Raw genomic sequence first — 20,750 nt, forward strand, 5'->3', positions numbered from 1 at the left:
CACCTCGCCCGCCATGCTGCGTTACATCCTCGGTAAGCTCGCCCTCATCATCCCGACCTTCGTCGGGATAACCATCCTCGCTTTCGGCTTCGTGCGCATCCTGCCCGGTGATCCGGTGCTGGTGCTAGCGGGCGAACGTGGCCTGTCGCCCGAACGCCACACGGCGCTGATGCATCAGTTCGGTTTCGACCTGCCGATCTGGCAACAGTATCTGACCTATCTGACCAACATCCTCAGCGGCGATTTCGGCACCTCGTTTTCCACCAAGACACCGGTGCTCAAGGATTTCCTGGTGCGGTTCCCGGCCACGGTCGAACTCGCCATCTTCGCCATGATCTTCGCCGTCATCTTCGGTGTCGCCTTCGGCATCTTCGCCGCGATCCGCCGTGGCTCCTGGTTCGATCAGCTGACCATGGGCACCGCGCTCGCCGGCTATTCCATGCCCATCTTCTGGTGGGGGCTGCTGCTGATCATCGTCTTCTCCGGCATGCTGCACTGGACCCCGGTCTCGGGCCGCATCGACCTTCTCTACTTCTTCAAGCCGGTGACCGGCTTCATGACCATCGATTCCCTCATCTCGGGCCAGAAGGGCGCCTTCCGCTCGGCGGTGTCGCACCTCATCCTGCCCACCATCGTGCTCGGCACCATTCCGCTGGCGGTCATCGCCAGGCAGACGCGCTCGGCCATGCTCGAAGTGCTGGGCGAGGATTATGTGCGCACCGCGCGCGCCAAGGGCCTGGCGCCGCGCCGTGTCATCGGCCTGCATGCCTTCCGCAATGCGCTGATCCCGGTCGTCACCACCATCGGCCTGCAGGTCGGCACGCTGCTCACCGGCGCCATCCTGACCGAGAGCATCTTTTCGTGGCCCGGCATCGGCAAGTGGATGATCGACGCTATTTCCAAGCGCGACTATTTCACCGTGCAGGGCGGGTTGCTTCTGATCGCGCTGATCGTCATGTCGGTGAACCTTATCGTCGACGTGCTCTACGCCGTCATCAACCCGCGTATCCGGGCGAATTGACATGACCAATGAAGGCCCAGCCACCATCGAAGCCGCGACCGTCGTCGAACCGCGGGACGCGCGGCTGCAGATGTTCGCCGAATTCTGGCACTATTTCTCCATCAACAAGGGCGCGGTGATAGGCCTCGTCGTCTTCGCCCTGCTGATCCTTGTCGCCATCTTCGCGCCGCTGCTCGCCCCGCATTCGCCGGACGATCAGTTCCGCGACTTCTTCCTGACGCCGCCGGCCTGGCAGGCGGGCGGCAACGCGCAGTTCCTGCTCGGCACCGATGCCGTCGGCCGCGATATGCTTTCGCGCCTTATCTACGGTTCGCGCTTCTCGCTCGCCATCGGTTTCGTCGTCGTCACCACGGCACTGATCTCCGGCGTCATCCTCGGCTTGCTTGCCGGCTACTGCCGCGGCTGGGTCGACACGCTGATCATGCGCATCATGGACATCATCCTGGCCTTCCCGTCGCTGCTGCTCGCGCTGGTGCTGGTCGCGGTGCTCGGCCCCGGCCTCGTCAACGCCATGATCGCCATCGCCTTCGTGCTGCAGCCGCACTTTGCCCGGCTCACCCGCGCCGCGGTGATGGCGGAGAAGACCCGCGAATATGTGGTCTCGGCCAAGGTCGCCGGCGCCAGCCATGTCAGGCTGATGCTGGTCACCATCCTGCCCAACTGCATCGCACCGCTGATCGTGCAGGCGACGCTGTCCTTCTCCAACGCCATTCTCGAGGCCGCCGCCCTCGGCTTCCTCGGCATGGGCGCCCAGCCGCCGACGCCCGAATGGGGCACGATGCTTGCCGAAGCGCGCGAGTTCATCCTGCGCGCCTGGTGGGTGGTGACTTTCCCGGGCCTCGCCATCCTGATCACGGTCTTTGCCATCAACCTGATCGGCGACGGCCTGCGCGACGCCCTCGACCCCAAGCTGAAGAGGTCGTGAGCATGCCTCTGCTCGAGATCAAGAACCTCACCGTTTCCTTCGACACCGCCGCCGGGCCATTCATGGCCGTGCAAGGCATCGACCTTTCGATCGAGCCGCGCGAGGTGCTGGCGATCGTCGGCGAGTCCGGCTCCGGCAAGTCGGTATCGATGCTGGCGGTGATGGGGCTGTTGCCCAACACCGCGACGGTCAAGGCCGACCGCATGGCCTTCGACGGCGTCGACCTGTTGAAGCTCAGCCCGTCCGAGCGCCGCAAGATCGTCGGCAAGGACATCTCGATGATCTTCCAGGAGCCGATCGCAAGCCTCAACCCGTGTTTCACGGTCGGCTTCCAGATCGAGGAAGTGCTGCGCTTCCACATGGGCATGGACCGAGCACAGCGCCGCGCCCGCGCCATCGAACTGATGAAGCTGGTCGGTATTGCCGATCCGGAAGAACGGCTGAGTTCGTTTCCGCATCAGATGTCCGGCGGTCAGTGCCAGCGCGTCATGATCGCGATCGCCATTGCCTGCAATCCGAAGCTTTTGATCGCCGACGAGCCGACGACAGCGCTCGATGTCACCATCCAGAAGCAGATCCTCGATCTGCTCGTTTCGCTGCAGGCCAAATACGGCATGGGCCTGATCATGATCACCCACAATATGGGCGTGGTGGCCGAGACCGCCGATCGCGTCATCGTCCAGTACAAGGGCCGCAAGATGGAAGAGGCCGACGTGCTGTCGCTGTTTGAATCGCCGAAGAGCAACTACACGCGCGCACTGCTGTCGGCGCTGCCGGAAAACGCCGTCGGCGACCGGCTGCCGACCGTGTCCGACATGCTGTTCGAGCCGGCCCCCTCGGTAGCGGGAGCCTCCGCATGAGCACGACGGTCCTCGAAGGCAAGAACATCGTTCGCGACTACCATATCGGCGGCGGCCTGTTCACCGGACCGCGCACCGTGCACGCGGTCAAGGGCGTCTCCTTCACGGTGGACAAGGGCAAGACGCTGGCCATTGTCGGCGAAAGCGGCTGCGGCAAGTCCACGCTCGCCCGCATTGTCACCTTGATCGATCCCGCGACGTCGGGCGAATTGTTCATCGACGGCAACAAGGTCGACATCGCCAAGGGCGGATTGACGAAGGAGATGCGCCGCAAGGTGCAGATCGTCTTCCAGAACCCTTATGGCTCGCTGAACCCGCGCCAGAAGATCGGCGACGTGCTCGGCGAGCCGCTGCTGATCAACACCGACAAGCCGGCCGCCGAACGGCGCGACCTCGCCATGAAGATGCTGAAGAAGGTCGGCCTCGGCCACGAGCACTACAACCGCTATCCGCACATGTTCTCGGGTGGCCAGCGCCAACGCATCGCCATTGCCCGCGCGCTGATGCTCAACCCCAGCCTGCTGGTGCTGGACGAGCCGGTCTCTGCGCTCGACCTGTCGGTGCAGGCGCAGGTGCTCAACCTGCTCGCCGACCTGCAGGACGAATTCCAGCTGACCTATGTCTTCATCAGCCACGACCTCTCCGTGGTGCGCTACATCGCCGACGACGTGATGGTGATGTATTTCGGCGAGGCCGTCGAATACGGCTCGCGCGACGAGGTCTTTGCCGACCCCAAGCACAGCTACACCAGGACGCTGTTCGCCGCCACGCCGCGCGCCGATGTTGCCTCGATCAAGGCGAGGTTGGCGAAGAAGAAGGCGGCCTGACCGGAGGTCAGGCACGGCCCATCCGGTTACGACAGCTTCGCAATGATTGCCCGCAGCGCCTCGCCGAACTTGTGGATCTCCTCGACCGTGTTGTAATGCACCAGCGAGGCGCGGATGGCGCCGCTGTCCATCGACAGGTTGAGGCGGTTCATCAGGCGGGGCGCGTACATGTGGCCGTCGCGGATGCCGATCTGCATCTCGGCCATTTCCTCGACGATCCGCTGTGGCGACAGCTTGCCGATGTTGAAGCAGAAGGTCGGCACGCGCTCGTTGATGCGGGCGTCGTCGGCGACACCGTAGATGGTCGCGCCGCAGTTCTTCAGCACGCTCATCATCTCGCGCGCCAGCACCAGCTCATAGTCGCGGATGGCGCCCATGCCGGCGACGATATTCTCGCGCCGCGAGCGGTTGTTGGACGGCGCGAGATTGCGGCCGATCAGTTCCAGGTACTGTACGGCGGCATCCATGCCGGACACGTTCTCATAGATGAAGGTGCCGGCCTCGACCTTGTAGGGCGGCTCGTTGGGGATGAAGTCCTCGCGGAAGGTCGGCAGGCGCTTCAGCGTTTCGAAGCGGCCCCACAGGAAACCCATATGCGGCGAAAAATTCTTGTAGCCGGAACAGACGAGGTAGTCGCAATCCCAGGCCTGCACGTCGATCAGTCCATGCGGCCCGTAATGCACGCAGTCGAGGAACACTTCGGCGCCGGCCGCATGCGCGATTTTAGCCACCGAGGCGACATCGACGATCGAGCCGATCGAATGCGCCGTCACCGTGCAAGCGACGAGGCGGGTGCGATCGGAGACCAGCGGACGCAAATCGTCGACATGCAGATTGCCGTCCTCGCGCATGCGCCACCACTTGAATTTGGCGCCGGCGGATTCCAGCGCCAGCCAAGTGGCGATGTTTGCATCGTGGTCCATGTCGGTGATGACGATCTCATCGCGCTCTTGCAGCATCTGGCCGATGCCGAGGCTGACCAGGCGGATGAAGGAGGTGGCGTTCATGCCGAAGCAGATTTCCGCCGGGCTGTAGGCATTGATCAGCAAGGCGACGCTTGTCCGAGCATCGGCGACCGACTGGTCGACGGTGACGCTGCGGCCATAGCGGCCGCCGCGCTGCACATTGTGCGAAACCAGGTGGTTGGTCACCGCGTCGAGCACGCTCTGCGGGATTTGCGCGCCGGCGGCATTGTCCATGAAGATGAAATCGCCGGCCCGCTGCAGGGCAGGGAACATGACGCGGATGGTGTCGACGGGAAAGCCGCCGGTGGCCTGGGGATTGCTCAAGAATATCTCCTGCGAAGTGATTGTGGTGGCTAGAGCAATTCCAGGAAAAGTGCGTAGCGGTTTTCCGTCCGGAATTGCGTGAAAACAAAGAGTTAGAGCGGTTCGGCGATTCCAACGAACACTGAACCGCTCTAGCGGGCTTTCTCGTCCTTGAAGCGGGCTTCAAGCAGGCTGACGAGACGAACCATCGGCCAGAGGAAGATGAGATAGACCAGCGCCGCGCCGATCAGCGGCGAGGGGTTGGCGTAGAGCGATTGCGCGTTGGTCGCTTCCTTCAGCAGTTCCGGCAGCGCCACGGTGGAGGCCAGCGATGTATCCTTGAACATCGAGACGCAGTTGCTGGTCATCGGCGGGATGACGACGCGCACCGCCTGCGGCAGCACCACCTTGCGCAAGGTCAAGAGGAACGGCAGACCGAGCGCCTGCGAGGCCTCGAACTGGCCGCGCGGAATGCTCTCTATGCCGGAGCGGAACACTTCCGCCGAGTAGGCCGACATGATGATGGCGAACGCGGTCACCGCCGAAGCCCAGGACGACAGGCGAATGCCGAGGAAAGGCAGCGCATAGTAGATCAGGATCAGCACGACGAGAACGGGCAAGGCGCGGAAGATGTCGGTGTAGCCGACCGCCAGCCAGCGCAGCGGCTTCGGCGCATAGAGCCGCAACAGGCTGATCACCAGGCCGATGGGAATGCCTATGCCGATGCTGAGCAGGCCGAGCAGCAGCGTGTTCAGGAAGCCGCGCAGCAGCGCCGGCAGGCTCGACGCGATGACGTCTGCGTTGAAGAAAGTGTCGATCAGCGACATCGGAGCATTCCCGAACGGTGTTGCGTCATCTGACGCCAGAGAGCCGTCCCGGGATCAAGATCGGCTTTGCCGAACGGATGCTGGTCCCGGGAAGGTTATGCGTGAAAACGGCCGATCCTTTCGGAGCCGGCACGCCTTCCGTCCTGTCGATCGCGGCTCAGGCCTTGGGCAGCGGCATTTCCTTGACGGTCGAGGAATCGGCCGGGGCGTCGCTGCCGAACCACTTCTTGTGGATGGCGGCCAGCGTACCGTCCTTCTTCATCGCGCTCAGCGCGTCGTTGAGCTTGCCGAGCAGCGGATGATCCTTGGTCATCATCAGGCCGTACTGCTCGCCGGTCTTGATGCGCTGCTTGACCTTCAGGTCCTTCATCTTGGTGAAGGAATATTCCATGCCGGGAATGTCGCTGACGGCGGCGTCGACACGGCCTGCGCTGAGGTCGAGCAGCAGGTTCTGCTGCGTGTCATAGCCCTTCACGTCGCTGAAGCCGTCGGCGTCCTGGTGCGCCTTGACCCAGGTCTCGCCGGTCGAGCCCGAGAGCACGCCGACGATCTTGCCCTTGAGGTCGGCCTCGGCATTGACCGCGCTGTCGGTCTTGGTGGCGATGCCCATGTCGGAATCATAATAGGGCTGGGTGAACGACTGCGACTTCAGCCGCTCCGGCGTGATCGTGATCGAGGAGATGGCGACGTCGATGCGCTTGGAAGTGGTCGCGGCGAACAGTGCCTGGAAGCCGAGATCGGCGATGTCTGTTGTCATGCCGGCGCGCTTGGCCGCCTCGTTGACGATGTCGACCTCAAAACCCTCGAAGGTACCGCTCTCGTTCTTGTATTCGAAGGGCGGGTTGGTCGGGTAGGCGCCGACATTGAGCACATCGGCGGCATAGGAGGTGGCCGGTCCGGCGGCGATGCCGATTGCCGCTGCGAAAAGGATGAGATTGCGACGGGTCAGGTTCATTGGTGGTCCCTCTGGGGTGTTCCCTCTGGTTGTTGATCGGGCGGGCTGCCCCGCACGGTTTGTTGCCGTCCCGCCTCCCAGCGGGGCGTCAATTCATGATGGCGACCATGGGCTCGAGCGTGGCTGCAATCTGGTCACCGTCGCGTAGGCATTCATGCGCGCGGCAAGGTTGGCGATGGTCTCGGTATGCGGATTCCTGGGCGCACGCATCACAGGCGTAGGGCGCGCTGGACGATGATTGGGGCAGCACAAACGACAAGGACTGAAACCTCTCCTACCCGGAGCAGAACGATGAAATGCCCGGAAACCCGCCAGCCCGACGGCCGCCATCGATCTTGAATGCTTATCCAAAGTGCAGCGCTTTTCAAGGCAAAAGTTTTAAGCTTAAAAAACTTGTCCGGCTTGCCGCTCGGCTGGGCGCTAGCGCGGGTTTTCCCGTGCCAGTTCGGCCCGGGCGGCGGCATAGTTGGCCGCGGCGCCCGCACCGAGAAACATCGTGTCGCTGGCCAGGACGAAAAAGCTGGCGCCGACGGCTGCCCATTGGCCGACGGTCTGCGGGCTGGCGCAAAATATGCCGGAGGTCTTGTCGTGAGCGATCGTCACGCCGATGATCCTGCGGATCGCATCCGTGAGCTTGTCGGCGCCCTTCGGTCCGATCGCATCGATCGACACGGAGAGATCGCCGGGGCCGACGAAAATCATGTCGACGCCGTCGACATTGGCGATCGCCTCGATGTTGGCCAATCCCTCGGAAGTTTCGACCTGAAGCGCCACGACGGTCCTGTCATTGGCGCCGGCCAGGTATTCGGGAATGCGATAGCCATAACCGGCGGCGCGGCCGGGTCCGACGCCGCGTTCGCCGCGTGGCGGATAGCGGGCCGCTTTCACCGCCATTGCCGCCTGTGCCGGTGTTGAGACGCGGGGCACCAGCACGCCTTGCGCGCCGCTGTCCAATGCCGCCTGGATGGCTTCGGGCGCATGTCCGGGAACGCGCACCATCGCCGGCACGCGATGCACATCGGCGGCGCGTACCATGCTCTCGACCATGTCGCGGGAAATCTGGGCATGCTCCCAGTCGATGCAGAGGAAATCGAGGCCGGACAGCGCCAGCAATTCGACCGCGACGGGGTGAGGAATGGCGGCGAAGGAGCCGACGAGGCTGGTCTTGCCGATGCATTTCTGGCGGAACTCGCTCATGCCGATCCCTTTTTCATCCCGCCAAATTCATATCGGCAAACCAGCGCGAGGCGAAGCTATTTCATGCTTGAAATATTTTCGCGGAGCCGTAGCGTGCGATCTTCGCCGGGAGGTCGCGACATGAACAAAGCACATCCGTTGCATGGCTCCAACAAACTGAAGCTTGGCGTCTTCTCGACCAACGCCGATGGTGGCCTTGCCATATCGGATGTGCCGGAGCGCTGGACGGCGAGCTGGCAGGACAATCTGACCGCAGCCCGGATCGCCGACCGCGCCGGGCTGGAGTTCCTGCTGCCGATCGCTCGCTGGCGCGGCTTTGGCGGCCGCAACAAGGTACGAGAATCGTCGTTCGAGACCTTCACCTGGGCGGCGGCGCTCGGCGTGGCCACCGACCGGATCGGCCTGTTCATGACCGTGCATGTGCCGCTGGTGCATCCGCTCTATGCCGCCAAGGCGCTGGCGACGGTCGACCACATCAGCCAGGGCCGTGCCGGTTTGAACATCGTCTGCGGTTGGAACCCGAATGAGTTCGGCATGTTCGGCACGCCGCTGGTCGAGAAGGGTTATGACCAGGCGGCTGAATGGATCGAAATTCTGGAGAAGCTCTACGCGTCGGCGGAGCCGCTCGACTATGAAGGCACCTATTATCACCTCACCCAGGCGGTCAGCCGGCCGGCCAGCCTGCAGGTTCCGCGCCCGGTGACCATGAATGCCGCTTTCGGCGGCCCGGGCCGCGATTTCGCCGCCGCCCACTGCGACTACCTGTTCACGACCTTTTCCGAGATCGCCGATGCCGGCAAGCATGTCGCCGACATCGGCGAGCGGGCCGACAAGGTGGGCCGCGAGGTCGGCGTCTACACCGTGGCCCATGTCGTCTGCCGCCCGACCATGGAAGAAGCGCAGGCCTATTATAACAGATATGCCGTCGATCTGGCCGATCACGAGGCGGTCGATGCGCATATGGCCGGCAAGAAGGAATTCTCGCAGTCGCACGACCCGCATGCCTATGACCGCTACCGCCAGCGTTTCGCCGGCGGCGCCGGCACCTATCCGCTGGTTGGAACGCCGCAGACGATTGCCGCCGAGATGGCCGCCATTGCCGCGCACGGCTATCAAGGTATCGCCCTGTCCTTCGTCAACTATACGCAGGAATTGCCCTATTTTTGCGACCACGTGCTGCCCTTGCTGAGGCAGGCCGGACTTCGCGAATAAAATATTCCGGAGAGACGAATTCTTTATTCCGGAACGACGGCGGTCGCCTGGATCTCCACCTTGGCGCGGTCTTCCACCAGCGCCACCACCTGCATGGCGGCCATGGCCGGAAAATGTCGGCCGATCACCTCGCGATAGGCCTCGCCGATCCCCTTGAGGTTGCCGAGATATTCGGCCTTGTCGGTAAAATACCAGGTCATCGAGGTGATGTGCCGTGGCTCCGCGCCGGCCTCGGCCAGCACCGCGACGATGTTCTGGAGCGTCTGCCGCACCTGGCAGGCGAAATCGTCGGTCTCGAACTGGCATTGCCCGTTCCAGCCGACCTGTCCGCCGACGAAGACGAGCCTGCCGCGCGCGGCTATGCCATTGGCGTAGCCGACCGGTTTTGCCCAGCCTTCCGGCTGCAGGATCTCGTGCATGTCGTCTCTCCGCCTATCCAATATCGGGTCCGCAATATCCGCGTTTCAAAACAATCCAATCCATCAACGCGACCTGTTCAGGCCTCGCCCATCACCTGCCGCGCGATCACCACCTTCTGCACGTCCGATGCTCCCTCATAGATGCGCAGTGCGCGAATTTCGCGATACAGGCTCTCGACGATGTGGCCTTTGCGGACACCGTCGCCGCCATGCAGTTGCACTGCTTTGTCGATGACCTCCTGCGCCTTGTCGGTGGCGAACAGCTTGGCCATCGCCGCCTCGCGCGTCACCCGCGCGGCGCCCATGTCCTTGGTCCAGGCGGCGCGATAGACCAGCAGCGCCGCCGCATCAATGTCGAGCGCCATGTCGGCGACATGGCCCTGCACCATCTGCAACTCGGCCATAGGCGCGCCGAACAATTTGCGCTCGGCCACGCGCTTGATGCTTTCATCGAGCGCGCGGCGGGCAAAGCCGAGCGCCGCCGCGCCGACCGTCGAGCGGAACACGTCGAGCACCGACATGGCGATGCGAAAACCGTCGCCCGGCCTGCCGATCAGCGCAGAGGCAGGCAGCCGGACCTGACCGAACGAAAGCCGCGCCAGCGGATGCGGCGCGATGACTTCGAGACGTTCGGCGATACCGAGGCCCTTGGCGTCTCCCGGCACGATGAAGGCCGAAAGCCCCTTGGCGCCCGGTGCCTCTCCCGTGCGGGCAAAGACAACATAAAGATCGGCGATGCCGCCATTGGAGATCCAGGTCTTCTCGCCGGTGAGAACGTAGCTGTCGCCGTCACGCGTCGCTGTCATCTCGGTGTTGGCGACATCGGATCCGGAGCGCGGCTCCGACAGGGCAAAGGCGGAGATCGTTTTGCCGGCGCGTGTCTTTGCGAGCCATTGCTGCTGGTCCGGCGTGCCGAACAGGCTGAGCGCGCCGGTGCCGAGCCCCTGCATGGCGAAGGCGAAGTCTGCCAACCCATCATGGCGCGCCAGCGTCTCGCGCGTGATGCACAGCGTGCGTACGTCGAGCGGTCCCGGATTGTCGGTGTCGAGCGCCGTCGGCTTCAGCCAGCCGTCCTTGCCGAGCTTAGCCACCAGTTCACGGCAGGCGGGATCGACGTCATGATGATCGACGGGCAGGTTTTTCGCGCACCAAGTGTCTAGGTGCTCGGCGAGTATGCGATGGCGGTCTTCAAAAAAAGGCCAGTTGAGGAAAGAGCGGTCAGGCATGTCTGCCTCCGCGGTACTTCAAGATTAGTGCTCTACGGCGCCCCCCTCTGTCCTGCCGGACATCTCCCCCTCTAGGGGGGAGATTGGCAGTGTCGGCAGCGGCGCCCTTTCTGCGACGTTGGCGGTTTGCGAAAGCATACGTGACAGCCAATCTCCCCCCTAGAGGGGGAGATGTCCGGAAGGACAGAGGGGGGCGCTGTCCCGCCAACGTCTCCGATAGAACGCCCATCCTCAATTTCCCTCGAACACCGGCTTTTCCTTGGCCACGAAAGCCAGGTACGCCCGCTCGAAATCGCGCGTCTGCATGCAGATTGCCTGCGCCTGCGCTTCGGCCTCGATCGCCTGGTCGAGGCTCATCGACCATTCCTGGTTGAGCTGCGTCTTGGTGATGCCGTGGGCGAAGGTCGGGCCGGAGGCGATCCGTGCCGCCGTCTCCAGCGCGTCGGCCTCGAGAGCCGCCGCATCGACCAGCCTGTTGTAGAACCCCCAGCGCTCGCCTTCCGTAGCCGTCATGGTGCGGCCGGTGTAGAGCAGTTCGGCGGCGCGGCCCTGGCCGATGATGCGCGGCAGGATCGCGCAGGCGCCCATGTCGCAGCCGGCAAGGCCGACACGGGTGAACAGGAACGCCGTCTTGGCTTCCGGCGTGGCGATGCGGATGTCCGAACTCATGGCGATGATGGCGCCGGCGCCGACCGCCACGCCGTCCACCGCCGCGAGGATCGGCTTGCCGCAATTGAGCATCGCCTTGACGAAATCGCCGGTCATGCGGGTGAAGGCGAGAAGTTGCTTCATGTCCATCTTGACCAGCGGACCGATGATGTCGTGGACATCGCCGCCGGAGCAGAAATTGCCGCCATTGGACAGGAACACCACGGCGTCGATATCGTCGGCATAGACGAGGTCGCGGAACGTGTCGCGTAGCTCGGCATAGCTGTCGAAAGTCAGCGGATTCTTGCGCTCCGGCCGGTCGAGCCGGATCTTGGCGATCCTGCCCTCGACCTCCCACAGGAAATGCTTCGGCTTCAGGCCGGCCATTGCAGTCATTCGCGTCCCTCCCAGTTGCTGCGGAACGAGGTCAGCATGCCGGTCAGCCGGCGCGCATCCTCCTCGCTGACCTTGCCCAGCAATTCACCGATCCAGCCCTCATGCGCGGCGGCGATGGTGGCGAAGGACTTCGTGCCTTCGTCGGTCAGCCGCACCATCGAGGTGCGGCGGTCGCCATTGCGGCGCGCACGCGCCACCAGCCCTTCCGACACCAGCCGGTCGACAATGCCGGTGACATTGCCGTTGGACACCAGCAGGAAGCGTGACAGGTCGCTCATCAGCATGCCTTCCGGCGCCCGGTAAAGCGCGGCCATGACGTCGAAGCGCGGCAGGGTTGTATCGAATTCCCTCTTTAGCCGTTCGCGCAGTTCGGACTCGATCGTACGCGAGGCGCGCAGCAGCCTGATCCAAAGACGCAGCCGGTCCTTGCCGGGTCCCGATGGCACGGGCAGGGGGCCGGCTACCATGTTTCACCTCCCGAGATAGAAATCGCCTGTCCGGTGATCGACGCCGCCGCGTCGCCGCACAACCACAGCACGGCTTCGGCAATTTCCTGCGGCTGGATGAAACGGCCTTGCGGATTGGTCGAGGCGAGGCTGGCTCGCGCCTCGCCAGCCGAGCGGCCGGTCTTTTCGATGATGCGCTGGATGGATTCCTCCAACATGTCGGTCTCGACGAAGCCCGGACACACCGCATTGACGGTGACGCCGGATTTCGCCATCTCGGCGGCAAGCGCCCGCATCAGGCCGACGACGCCATGCTTGGCCGCGACGTAAGGCGCGACATAGGCGTAGCCTTTCAGTCCGGCGGTCGATGCGATGAAGACGATGCGGCCTGCCTTGCGCGCGGCCATGCCGGCCAGCGCTGGTTTCACCGTCAGGAAGGCTCCAGTCAGATTGACGTCGAGCGTTCGCTGCCAGTCGGCCAGCGAGGTCTTGTCCGCCGGTCTACTGCCGGCCATGCCGGCATTGGCGACGACGATGTCGAACGGCCCGCGCGCGGATTCTGCCGTCTCGTAAAGCGATGCCATCGCCACCTCATTGGTGACATCGGCGACGATGCCATGGATGTGGCCGTTTGCGCTGGCAAGCTTGGCGAGCTCAGCTTCGCGGCGCCCGCATATGGTCACGTCGGCACCAGCCTCGGCCAAATTGAGCGCGATGGCCCGGCCGACGCCGGAGCCACCACCGGTGACCAGCGCGTGCTTGCCGGGAATCGTCGTCGCGGCCGTCATACTTTCAGCCCCGCGGCCGCGTCGCGCTCGGCCAGTCGGTAAATCTGATCACGCCCGGGGAGATAGGGATCCGGCCATTTGACGCCACGGTCGCCGAGCGTCACCGCCGCATGCAGCGTCCAGTAGGGATCGGAGAGATGCGGCCGCGCCAGCGCCACCAGATCGGCGCGGCCAGCCATCAGGATCGAATTGACGTGGTCGGGCTCGAAGATGTTGCCGACCGCCATCGTCGCCATGCCGACCTCGTTGCGAATGCGGTCCGAAAACGGCGTCTGGAACATGCGTCCGTAGACCGGCTTTGCCAACACAGAAGTCTGGCCGGCCGAAACGTCGCAGATGTCGACGCCGGCCTCGTGCAGCATCCGCGCGATCTCGACGGCATCTGCCGGCGTCACGCCTTCGATGCCGACCCAGTCATTGGCCGAAATGCGCATCGAGATCGGTTTTCCCGCCGGCCAGGCGGCGCGCACCGCGTGGAAGATTTCGAGGGGATAGCGCATGCGGTTTTCCAGCGGACCGCCATAGGCGTCCGTGCGCCGGTTGGTGACCGGCGTGATGAACGACGACAGCAGATAGCCGTGCGCGGCGTGGATTTCGAGCATGTCGAAGCCGCAGCGATCGGCCATCTCGGCTGAGGCCACGAATTGATCGCGCACCAAATCCATGTCGGCGCGGTTCATCGCCTTCGGAACTTGGTTCTCAGGCGACCACGCAACGGCCGATGCCGCCATGACAGGCCAGTTGCCCGAGACCAGCGGCACGTCGGTGCCTTCCCAGCCGACTCGGGTGGAACCCTTGGCGCCGGAATGGCCGATCTGGGCGCATATCTTCGCTTCGGTTTCGGTATGGACGAAGTCGACCAGCCGCCTCCATGCCATCTCATGTTCGGGCGCGTAGAAGCCGGGGCAGCCGGGCGTGATGCGTCCTTCCGGGCTGACGCAGGTCATCTCGATATAGACGAGCCCGGCGCCGCCCTTGGCGCGCTCGGCATAATGGGTGAAATGCCAGTCGGTCGGGCAGCCGTCGACGGCCTTGTACTGCGCCATCGGCGAAACGACGACGCGATTGTTGAGGACCATGTCGCGGAGCTTGAAGGGCGCGAACATCGGCGCCCGACGCAGCCTGTTGCCGCCGGCACCGGCCTGCCGCTGGAACCACTCTTCGGCGCCGCCCAGCCATTCGGCATCGCGCAGCCGCAGATTCTCGTGGCTGATGCGTTGCGAACGGGTCAAAAGCGAATAGTTGAACTGCACCGGATCGAGACCGAGATAGCGTTCGACCTCCTCGAACCATTCCAGAGAATTGCGCGCCGCCGACTGCAGCTTCAGCACCTCGGTGCGGCGGGCATCCTCATATTTGCGGAACGCGGCCTCGAGGTCCGGTTCGGTCTCGACATAGTCGGCCAGCGCCACGGCACTTTCCAGCGCGAGTTTGGTACCGGAACCGATCGAGAAATGCGCCGAGGCGGCCGCGTCGCCCATCAGCGCGAGGTTCTTGTAGGACCAGCGCTCGCACAGCACGCGCGGAAAATTGATCCAGGCCGAGCCCCTGATATGGTTGGCGTTGGTCATCAGCGCGTGGCCGCCGAGATGTTTGGCAAAGATGCGCTCACACACCGCGATGGACTCCTGCTGCGTCATCGCGCCGAAGCCGAAGGCGGCCCAGGTCTGTTCGCTGCACTCGACGATGAAGGTCGCGGTCTCGCTGTCGAACTGGTAGGCGTGCGCCCACACCCAGCCATGCTCGGTCTTCTCGAAGATGAAGGTGAAGGCGTCGTCGAATTTCTGGTTGGTGCCGAGCCAGACGAACTTGCATTTGCGCGTGTCGATGTCGGGCTTGAAGATATCGACGAAGCTGTTGCGCGCCCTGGAGTTCAACCCGTCGGCGGCGACGACCAGATCATGGGTCTCCATATAGGGTTTTGGATCGGCGATGTCGGTTTCGAACATCAGCTTGACGCCGAGTTCGCGGGCGCGGCGCTGCAAGAGAACCAGCAGGCGCTTGCGGCCGATGCCGCAGAAGCCGTGGCCTGACGAGACCGTGCGCACGCCGTCATGGATGACGGCGATGTCGTCCCAATAGGCAAAATGCTTCTTGATCCAGACGGCGCTGACCGGATCGTTCTTCGCAAGATTGTCGAGCGTCTCGGCCGACAGCACGACGCCCCAGCCGAACGTGTCGTCGGCGCGGTTGCGCTCGAAAACCGTCACCTCGTGCGCGGCGTCCCTCAGCTTCATTGAAATGGCAAAGTAGAGGCCGGCTGGTCCGCCGCCGAGAACCGCAACCTTCATCCGTGCGCTCTCCTCTTCGCTTGCTGCATATCGAGTATCGCGCCGGCGGCAAGATATTTCAAGCTTAAAGTTTTATGTCGAAATGATTATGCGGACGTGGGTCGCGCGCTTGCCGTGACGACCTTCAGGCGTATCCGCCGAGGCCGCTCCCATCGAGCCGAACAGGATCGCGGCAAGCACCGTGCGGGATGGACAGTCTTATGCCGGCGCCTTCCCGGGCGGCCGCAGCCAGTCCGCGTCGATCTCGGGAAGCGGAATTGCGGCAAGCAGGTCTCGCGTGTAAGTCTCCCTGGGATCGTCGAACAGCGCGTCGGTGGCGTTCGCCTCGACGATCCTGCCCTCGCGCATGACGATCACCTGTTGGCAGAGCCGCCGGATGACCGACAGGTCGTGGCTGATGAAGGCGACCGTCAGGCCCATCTCCGCGGCAAGCTTCTCCAGCAAGGTGAGAATCTGCGCCTGCGTCGAGACGTCGAGCCCGGAGACGATCTCGTCGGCCAGTACGAATTTCGGCGACAGCGCCAGCGCGCGTGCGATGCCGACGCGCTGGCGTTGGCCGCCCGACAGTTCGTGGCGGTAGCGGGTGGCGAAGCTTTGCGGCAGGCCGACGCGTTGCAGGGCCTCCGCGACACGCGTCTTCAGATTGTCGCCAAGCCCGTTCTGCTTGAGCGGCGCGGCGATGATGCTGGCAATGGTGCGGCGCGGGTTGAGCGACGACATCGGATCCTGGAAGATCATCTGCAGGTCGCGGCGCAGTGGCCGCAGTGCCGCTTCCGGCAGATGGGTGATGTCGCGGCCCTCGAAACGGACGCTGCCGGCGCTTGGCTCCAACAGCCGCACCAGCGTACGGCCAAGCGTCGATTTTCCGGATCCGGATTCGCCGACGATGCCCGTCACCGAGCCGCTGGGCAGGTCGAAATCCAGGCCTTTCAGAATCTCGGCCAGCGGTGCGCGGCCGATCAGCGGCTTGCGCGTCATGTCGGGCAGCGCGACCTTCAGCCCGCGCACGGAAAACAGCGGCTCAGCCATGCGGTCGCCTCCAGGCCTGATCGGCGGACGCGATCTCGGCGGCAAGTCCGGCCAGCACCGTCTCGTCCACCGGTTTCAGCGAGGCGAAGGGATCGGTATAGCGCGGCGTGGCAGCCATCAGTGCCCGGGTGTAGGGGTGCCGAGGTGCCGCGAACAGATCAGCGGTATCGGCCTCTTCCACCACCTTGCCGGCATAGAGCACCGACACCTTCTGGCTGATCTTGGCGACGACGCCGAGATCGTGGGTGACGAACAGGATCGCCGTGCCGTGCTCGCGCTGCAACGCGGCGATCAGCCGAAGGATCTGTTTCTGCACGGTGACGTCGAGCGCCGTGGTCGGCTCGTCGGCGACGATCAGCCGTGGCTCGGCGGCGAAGGCGGCGGCAATCAGCACGCGCTGGCGCATGCCGCCGGACAGCTCGTGCGGATAGCTCTTCAGCACGCGGTCCGGGTCGCGGATCTGCACCTCGTCCAGCAATTGCCGGATGCGCCGGTCGGCCCTGTCGCCGCTCCAGCCGAGGATGCGCACCAGCCGGTCGGTCATCTGCGGGCCGATGCGGCGCGACGGGTTGAGCGCGGTCAGCGGGTCCTGCGGGATCAGCGCCGTGCGCGCGCCGATCAGCGTGCGCCGCGCCTTGGGCTGGAGTCTGCCGAGGTCTTCGCCCTCGAGCCGCATATCGCCTTCGACGATGCGCACACTCGATGGCAGGACGCCAAGCACCGCCTTGCCGATCATCGTCTTGCCGGCGCCGCTTTCGCCTACCAGGGCACGCACCTCGCCGGGCTGCACTGAGAGCGATACCGAGCGCAGCACGCGCTGGCCGTTGGCCAGCACGGCGCTCAGATTGGCGATGTCGAGACAGGCGCTCATCGCAGCACCGGATCGAAACGCGTCTTCAGCGCTTCGCCGAACTGGCTGAACGAGAGCACGGTGAGGATGAGCGTGATCAGCGGGAAAACCAGAACCCACCAGGCCTGATGGATCGACAGCCGGCCCTCGGCGATGATGCCGCCCCAGGTAGGATCGTCGGTCGAGATCGACAAATTAACGAACGACAGGATCGCCTCGACGATGACGGCGATGCCCATTTCCAGCGACAGCAGCGCCACGATAGACGGCACTACATTGGGCAGCACCTCGCGCAGCATGATGCCGATACGGCCATAACCGGCGATGCGGGCATTCTCGACATAATCCATGCGCGACTGACCCATGGCTTCGGCACGGATCACGCGGCAGAAGCGCGTCCAGTCGATGATGGCGATCGCGAGAATGACGGAGCTTAAGCCGGTGCCGAGCACGGCGACCAGAAGAATGGCGAACAGCACCGGCGGGAACGCCATCCAGATATCGACGATGCGCGAGATGATCCGGTCCGCCCAGCCGCCGAAATAGCCGGCGATCAAGCCGAGCGTCGAACCGACGACGCAGGCGGCGATGGCCGCGGCAAAGGCGACGATGAAGGCGATGCGGCCACCAAAGATCAGGCGCGAAAGCAGGTCGCGGCCGAGGCTGTCGGTGCCGAGCCAATAACCAGGCTCGGCGCCATCGAGCCAGAACGGCGGCAGACGTTCGAGCATTAAATCCTGCGCCAGCGGATCCTGCGGCGCGACCAGCGGCGCGAAAATCGCCGCCAAGAGCGCGATGAGGAGCCAGCCGCCGGCCAGCCACAGCCTCGGGCTCAATCCGCGTCGCGAGATGCGTGCCTCATCCATGGCGCAGCCTCGGATTGAGCAGCGCATACATCATGTCGACGGCGAGGTTGATCAACACGAACAGCAGCGCGAAGACCAGCACGATGCCCTGGATCAGCGGCAGGTCGCGGTTGATGACGGCGTCGATCGCCATGTTGCCGAGGCCCTCATAGGAGAACAGCCGTTCGACGATGACCGTGCCGCCGATGAGGAAGGTGAACTGCACGCCGACCAGGGTCAGTGTCGGCAGGGCGGCGTTCTTCAGCGCCTCGCGCAGGATGACCTGCGTTTCCGAAAAACCCTTGACCCGCGCCAGCACGACGTAGTCGAGGTCGAGCACTTCCTTCAGCGACTGTTTCAACAGCTGCGAGATGATTGCCGCGAGCGGCAGCGCCAGGGCAATCGCCGGCATCAGCATGTGCTTCAAGAGATCCCAGGTCAGGTCGAAGCGCAGCCGAACCAGGCTCTCGAACAAGTAGAACTGGGTAACGAAGGGCAGGTCGAGCTGCGGCGACACGCGGCCGGAAATGTCGAAGATCGGCACCAGCACGCCGAACAGCAGGATCAGCACCAGGCCCCACAGGAAGTCGGGAATCGACAGCGCCGCACCGCTGGCGATGTCGATGCCGGCCTCGACCGCCGTACCGCGTTCGCGCGCGCCGAGGATCGCCGTCGTGCCGCCTATCGCCACCGCCATGACAAGCGCGACGATGGCAAGCTCCAGCGTTGCCGGAAGCCGGTTGAAGACGAGGCCGAGCACCTCTTGCCGCAGCGAGATCGAGGTGCCGAAATCGCCCCTGGCAACGCGGGACAGCCAGATGAAGAATTGCTGCACGATCGTCTTGTCGAGCCCGTAGAGCGCGCGCAGCCGGGCTATGTCGGCGTCAGTGGCGCCGGGCGGCAGCATCATGGCGATCGGATCGCCGGGCGCGACGCGGATGACCACGAATACGACGACCGCCACGCCGAACAGCGTGATCAGCATCGTCAGCAGACGGATCAGGAATCGTTGCAGGAGCATGTAAATCTTTGCAGGGGGCTCGTATGCCCGATGGAAAATGCGCGCCGTCATTGGCGACGGCGCGCGGCAATTCCAGGCCGATCAGGCTGGGGTCATCAGCGCCGGCAGCAGCGCGCCGGAAATATGCTGCACCACATTGACGCCCTTGGCATGCACGATCGGCTGCGCGAACTGCAACAGCGGCAGCACGTAGGCCTGCTCGGCGATGTATTTATCGACCGCCTTCCAGCCGGCGATGCGCTTGGCCTCGTCCTTCTCGCCCCAGAGCGGGCCGATCTTTGCGTCGAGGTCGTCGGTCTTCCATGACGAGTGCGGCGAGGGTCCGAACATGGCGAAACCGGTCGAAGTGGTCGGATCGCCGATGGCGTTGCCCCAGTTGTAGAAGGCCGCCGGCGCCAGCTTGTGCGCGGCCCGCAGCTCGTAGTGCTTGGCGATCTCGTAGACCTCGATCGTTGCCTCGATGCCGATCTTGCGCCACATGCCGACGATGGCCTGCACCATCTCATAGTCCTTGGGCTTGAAGCCCTTGGTCGTCTGGACGGTGATCTTGGCCGGCTTCTCCTGCGAATAGCCAGAAGCGGCGAGCAATTCCTTGGCCTTCTCAGGATTGTGCTCGACCTTGATAGAAGCGTCGTAGGCCGCGTATTCCGGTGTCTCCAGCGTGTCGATCGGCTGGCCGTAGCCGCGCAGCAGCCGCTTGACCAAAAGCTCCTTGTCGACAGCCATGACGGCTGCCTGGCGGACGTTCTTGTCGAGCATGGCATCCTTGTTGTTGAAGAAGATCATGCCGATGTCGGAAACGTTCTTGATCGAGCCGGCAAGCCCATCCTTGGCGATCAGCCGGTCATACTCCTCATAGGGGACTTCGAGCGTCACCTGCGAGGAACCGGATTCGATCTCGGCGACGCGGCTTGCCGCATCGGTGACGAACTTGATCGTCACATTCTCGAAGGCCGGCTTGCCGCCCCAATAATTCGGATTGGCCTTCAGCCGCAGGAAGGCATTGCGCTCGAATTTTTCGACCATGTAGGGGCCGGTGCCGATCGGCGCCTTCTCGAACCCTTCGGCGCCGACCTTCTCGTAATAGGCCTTGGGCATGATGTAGCCGGTCAGGAACGACATCCACTTGAAATAGACCGGGTCGAACTGCACGACGTCGCCTGTGATCTTGTTGCCGTCGATCTTGAAATTGCTGACGTTTTTCCAGACGAACTGGATCGGGTTGCCGGTCTTTTCGTCGCCAGCGCGCTGCAGCGACCAGACGACGTCTTCCGGTGTGAAGGGTGAGCCGTCATGCCATTTCACGCCTTCGCGCACCGTCATCATGATCTTGGTGCGGTCGTCGTTCCAGCCCCATTCGGTCAGCAGGCCAGGCGCGAAGGACAGGTCCGGCTTCTGCGGGATGAACTGGTCGAACACCGATTGGTAGAGGCCTTGGATCGTCGGGTTGACGGCTGACGGCCCGGTGGTCGGATCCCAGGACGGCAGGTTGACGTTGTAGGCGATGGTCAGTTCGCCGGCGGCAGCTTGGGCGGTGGTTGGCAGGCCAACGGCGGCCACGCCAAGTGCCGCGGCACTGTACCCCAGCAATTCGCGTCTGTTGATTGTCATGGTCGTTCCCCTTGTTGGTTATTGTCTTCGCGCGGCTTCGTCCGGTCATTGGTTCGGGCTTCGTCGGCAGCAGCGCCTTGCCTCTCGT

General features: G+C 63.9%; 20 protein-coding genes. 5 read left to right on the plus strand and 15 right to left on the minus strand.

Features of this window, described 5'->3' with window-relative positions:
• Positions 1–13 precede the first annotated feature (13 nt).
• From FJW08_RS12825 to FJW08_RS12840, 4 genes are all read left to right on the plus strand, one after another.
• On the plus strand, positions 14–1,021 hold the full coding sequence (locus FJW08_RS12825; RefSeq protein WP_140810858.1) for an ABC transporter permease subunit: 1,008 nt from the start codon (positions 14–16) through the stop codon (positions 1,019–1,021).
• 70 nt (positions 1,022–1,091) lie between these two features.
• The gene (locus FJW08_RS12830; protein ID WP_181178453.1) at positions 1,092–1,946 is read left to right on the plus strand and encodes an ABC transporter permease subunit; all 855 of its coding nucleotides are present in this window, start codon (positions 1,092–1,094) and stop codon (positions 1,944–1,946) included.
• 2 nt (positions 1,947–1,948) lie between these two features.
• Entirely contained in the window at positions 1,949–2,806 is an 858-nt protein-coding gene (locus tag FJW08_RS12835; RefSeq protein ID WP_140810942.1) for an ABC transporter ATP-binding protein, read from the plus strand.
• The gene (locus FJW08_RS12840; RefSeq protein ID WP_140810860.1) at positions 2,803–3,633 is read left to right on the plus strand and encodes a dipeptide ABC transporter ATP-binding protein; all 831 of its coding nucleotides are present in this window, start codon (positions 2,803–2,805) and stop codon (positions 3,631–3,633) included. The genes FJW08_RS12835 and FJW08_RS12840 overlap by 4 nt, the downstream gene beginning before the upstream one ends.
• Before the next feature lie 26 nt (positions 3,634–3,659).
• On the opposite strand, the gene FJW08_RS12845 is transcribed toward FJW08_RS12840, so the two are convergent.
• The 4 genes from FJW08_RS12845 to FJW08_RS12860 all read right to left on the minus strand — a co-directional run bounded on the left by FJW08_RS12845 (position 3,660) and on the right by FJW08_RS12860 (position 7,880).
• Entirely contained in the window at positions 3,660–4,922 is a 1,263-nt protein-coding gene (locus FJW08_RS12845) for a cysteine desulfurase-like protein (protein WP_181182911.1), read from the minus strand.
• Positions 4,923–5,053: 131 nt separating this feature from the next.
• Positions 5,054–5,728 (minus strand): amino acid ABC transporter permease, encoded by a 675-nt coding sequence (locus tag FJW08_RS12850; RefSeq protein ID WP_127870695.1) that lies wholly within the window; start codon positions 5,726–5,728, stop codon positions 5,054–5,056.
• Positions 5,729–5,885: 157 nt separating this feature from the next.
• Complete coding sequence (locus FJW08_RS12855) at positions 5,886–6,683, minus strand: ABC transporter substrate-binding protein (RefSeq protein ID WP_140810862.1); 798 nt, start codon at positions 6,681–6,683, stop codon at positions 5,886–5,888.
• Between the two features lie 420 nt (positions 6,684–7,103).
• Positions 7,104–7,880, minus strand: coding sequence for an HpcH/HpaI aldolase/citrate lyase family protein (locus tag FJW08_RS12860; protein ID WP_140810863.1), 777 nt, complete (start codon positions 7,878–7,880; stop codon positions 7,104–7,106).
• A 120-nt stretch (positions 7,881–8,000) separates the two neighbouring features.
• Between FJW08_RS12860 and FJW08_RS12865 the strand changes: the two genes are divergently transcribed.
• Positions 8,001–9,092 (plus strand): LLM class flavin-dependent oxidoreductase, encoded by a 1,092-nt coding sequence (locus FJW08_RS12865; protein WP_140810864.1) that lies wholly within the window; start codon positions 8,001–8,003, stop codon positions 9,090–9,092.
• Between the two features lie 23 nt (positions 9,093–9,115).
• Here FJW08_RS12865 and FJW08_RS12870 read toward each other — a convergent pair whose 3' ends face one another.
• From FJW08_RS12870 to FJW08_RS12925, 11 genes are all read right to left on the minus strand, one after another.
• The gene (locus FJW08_RS12870; protein ID WP_140810865.1) at positions 9,116–9,511 is read right to left on the minus strand and encodes a RidA family protein; all 396 of its coding nucleotides are present in this window, start codon (positions 9,509–9,511) and stop codon (positions 9,116–9,118) included.
• A gap of 77 nt (positions 9,512–9,588) precedes the next feature.
• Positions 9,589–10,737, minus strand: a complete 1,149-nt coding sequence (locus tag FJW08_RS12875; RefSeq protein WP_140810867.1) for an acyl-CoA dehydrogenase family protein — start codon at positions 10,735–10,737, stop codon at positions 9,589–9,591.
• Positions 10,738–10,968: 231 nt separating this feature from the next.
• Positions 10,969–11,781 (minus strand): enoyl-CoA hydratase family protein, encoded by an 813-nt coding sequence (locus FJW08_RS12885; protein WP_140810868.1) that lies wholly within the window; start codon positions 11,779–11,781, stop codon positions 10,969–10,971.
• The gene (locus FJW08_RS12890; RefSeq protein ID WP_140810869.1) at positions 11,778–12,248 is read right to left on the minus strand and encodes a MarR family transcriptional regulator; all 471 of its coding nucleotides are present in this window, start codon (positions 12,246–12,248) and stop codon (positions 11,778–11,780) included. The genes FJW08_RS12885 and FJW08_RS12890 overlap by 4 nt, the downstream gene beginning before the upstream one ends.
• Positions 12,242–13,015, minus strand: coding sequence for an SDR family NAD(P)-dependent oxidoreductase (locus FJW08_RS12895; RefSeq protein WP_140810870.1), 774 nt, complete (start codon positions 13,013–13,015; stop codon positions 12,242–12,244). Before FJW08_RS12895 ends, FJW08_RS12890 begins: the two co-directional genes overlap by 7 nt.
• A complete protein-coding gene (locus tag FJW08_RS12900; protein WP_140810871.1) occupies positions 13,012–15,306 on the minus strand; it encodes a bifunctional salicylyl-CoA 5-hydroxylase/oxidoreductase in 2,295 nt (764 codons plus the stop codon). The genes FJW08_RS12895 and FJW08_RS12900 overlap by 4 nt, the downstream gene beginning before the upstream one ends.
• A gap of 198 nt (positions 15,307–15,504) precedes the next feature.
• A complete protein-coding gene (locus FJW08_RS12905; RefSeq protein ID WP_140810872.1) occupies positions 15,505–16,335 on the minus strand; it encodes an ATP-binding cassette domain-containing protein in 831 nt (276 codons plus the stop codon).
• Positions 16,328–17,206 (minus strand): ABC transporter ATP-binding protein, encoded by an 879-nt coding sequence (locus tag FJW08_RS12910; protein ID WP_140810874.1) that lies wholly within the window; start codon positions 17,204–17,206, stop codon positions 16,328–16,330. Before FJW08_RS12910 ends, FJW08_RS12905 begins: the two co-directional genes overlap by 8 nt.
• Positions 17,203–18,051, minus strand: a complete 849-nt coding sequence (locus FJW08_RS12915; protein ID WP_140810875.1) for an ABC transporter permease — start codon at positions 18,049–18,051, stop codon at positions 17,203–17,205. The genes FJW08_RS12910 and FJW08_RS12915 overlap by 4 nt, the downstream gene beginning before the upstream one ends.
• The gene (locus FJW08_RS12920; RefSeq protein ID WP_140810876.1) at positions 18,044–19,051 is read right to left on the minus strand and encodes an ABC transporter permease; all 1,008 of its coding nucleotides are present in this window, start codon (positions 19,049–19,051) and stop codon (positions 18,044–18,046) included. The genes FJW08_RS12915 and FJW08_RS12920 overlap by 8 nt, the downstream gene beginning before the upstream one ends.
• 81 nt (positions 19,052–19,132) lie before the next feature.
• A complete protein-coding gene (locus tag FJW08_RS12925; RefSeq protein ID WP_140810877.1) occupies positions 19,133–20,662 on the minus strand; it encodes an ABC transporter substrate-binding protein in 1,530 nt (509 codons plus the stop codon).
• Positions 20,663–20,750 lie beyond the last annotated feature (88 nt).

The sequence above is a fragment of the Mesorhizobium sp. B3-2-1 genome (genome assembly GCF_006439515.1).
Lineage (GTDB): Bacteria > Pseudomonadota > Alphaproteobacteria > Rhizobiales > Rhizobiaceae > Mesorhizobium.

What these genes read in the sequence shown, in the direction of transcription:
- FJW08_RS12825 (WP_140810858.1), top strand. Translation starts at nt 14, where the DNA reads ATGCTGCGTTACATCCTCGGTAAGCTCGCCCTCATCATCCCGACCTTC.
- FJW08_RS12830 (WP_181178453.1), top strand. Translation starts at nt 1,092, where the DNA reads ATGTTCGCCGAATTCTGGCACTATTTCTCCATCAACAAGGGCGCGGTG.
- FJW08_RS12835 (WP_140810942.1), top strand. Translation starts at nt 1,949, where the DNA reads ATGCCTCTGCTCGAGATCAAGAACCTCACCGTTTCCTTCGACACCGCC.
- FJW08_RS12840 (WP_140810860.1), top strand. Translation starts at nt 2,803, where the DNA reads ATGAGCACGACGGTCCTCGAAGGCAAGAACATCGTTCGCGACTACCAT.
- FJW08_RS12850 (WP_127870695.1), bottom strand. Translation starts at nt 5,728, where the DNA reads ATGTCGCTGATCGACACTTTCTTCAACGCAGACGTCATCGCGTCGAGC.
- FJW08_RS12855 (WP_140810862.1), bottom strand. Translation starts at nt 6,683, where the DNA reads ATGAACCTGACCCGTCGCAATCTCATCCTTTTCGCAGCGGCAATCGGC.
- FJW08_RS12860 (WP_140810863.1), bottom strand. Translation starts at nt 7,880, where the DNA reads ATGAGCGAGTTCCGCCAGAAATGCATCGGCAAGACCAGCCTCGTCGGC.
- FJW08_RS12865 (WP_140810864.1), top strand. Translation starts at nt 8,001, where the DNA reads ATGAACAAAGCACATCCGTTGCATGGCTCCAACAAACTGAAGCTTGGC.
- FJW08_RS12870 (WP_140810865.1), bottom strand. Translation starts at nt 9,511, where the DNA reads ATGCACGAGATCCTGCAGCCGGAAGGCTGGGCAAAACCGGTCGGCTAC.
- FJW08_RS12875 (WP_140810867.1), bottom strand. Translation starts at nt 10,737, where the DNA reads ATGCCTGACCGCTCTTTCCTCAACTGGCCTTTTTTTGAAGACCGCCAT.
- FJW08_RS12885 (WP_140810868.1), bottom strand. Translation starts at nt 11,781, where the DNA reads ATGACTGCAATGGCCGGCCTGAAGCCGAAGCATTTCCTGTGGGAGGTC.
- FJW08_RS12890 (WP_140810869.1), bottom strand. Translation starts at nt 12,248, where the DNA reads ATGGTAGCCGGCCCCCTGCCCGTGCCATCGGGACCCGGCAAGGACCGG.
- FJW08_RS12895 (WP_140810870.1), bottom strand. Translation starts at nt 13,015, where the DNA reads ATGACGGCCGCGACGACGATTCCCGGCAAGCACGCGCTGGTCACCGGT.
- FJW08_RS12900 (WP_140810871.1), bottom strand. Translation starts at nt 15,306, where the DNA reads ATGAAGGTTGCGGTTCTCGGCGGCGGACCAGCCGGCCTCTACTTTGCC.
- FJW08_RS12905 (WP_140810872.1), bottom strand. Translation starts at nt 16,335, where the DNA reads ATGGCTGAGCCGCTGTTTTCCGTGCGCGGGCTGAAGGTCGCGCTGCCC.
- FJW08_RS12910 (WP_140810874.1), bottom strand. Translation starts at nt 17,206, where the DNA reads ATGAGCGCCTGTCTCGACATCGCCAATCTGAGCGCCGTGCTGGCCAAC.
- FJW08_RS12915 (WP_140810875.1), bottom strand. Translation starts at nt 18,051, where the DNA reads ATGGATGAGGCACGCATCTCGCGACGCGGATTGAGCCCGAGGCTGTGG.
- FJW08_RS12920 (WP_140810876.1), bottom strand. Translation starts at nt 19,051, where the DNA reads ATGCTCCTGCAACGATTCCTGATCCGTCTGCTGACGATGCTGATCACG.
- FJW08_RS12925 (WP_140810877.1), bottom strand. Translation starts at nt 20,662, where the DNA reads ATGACAATCAACAGACGCGAATTGCTGGGGTACAGTGCCGCGGCACTT.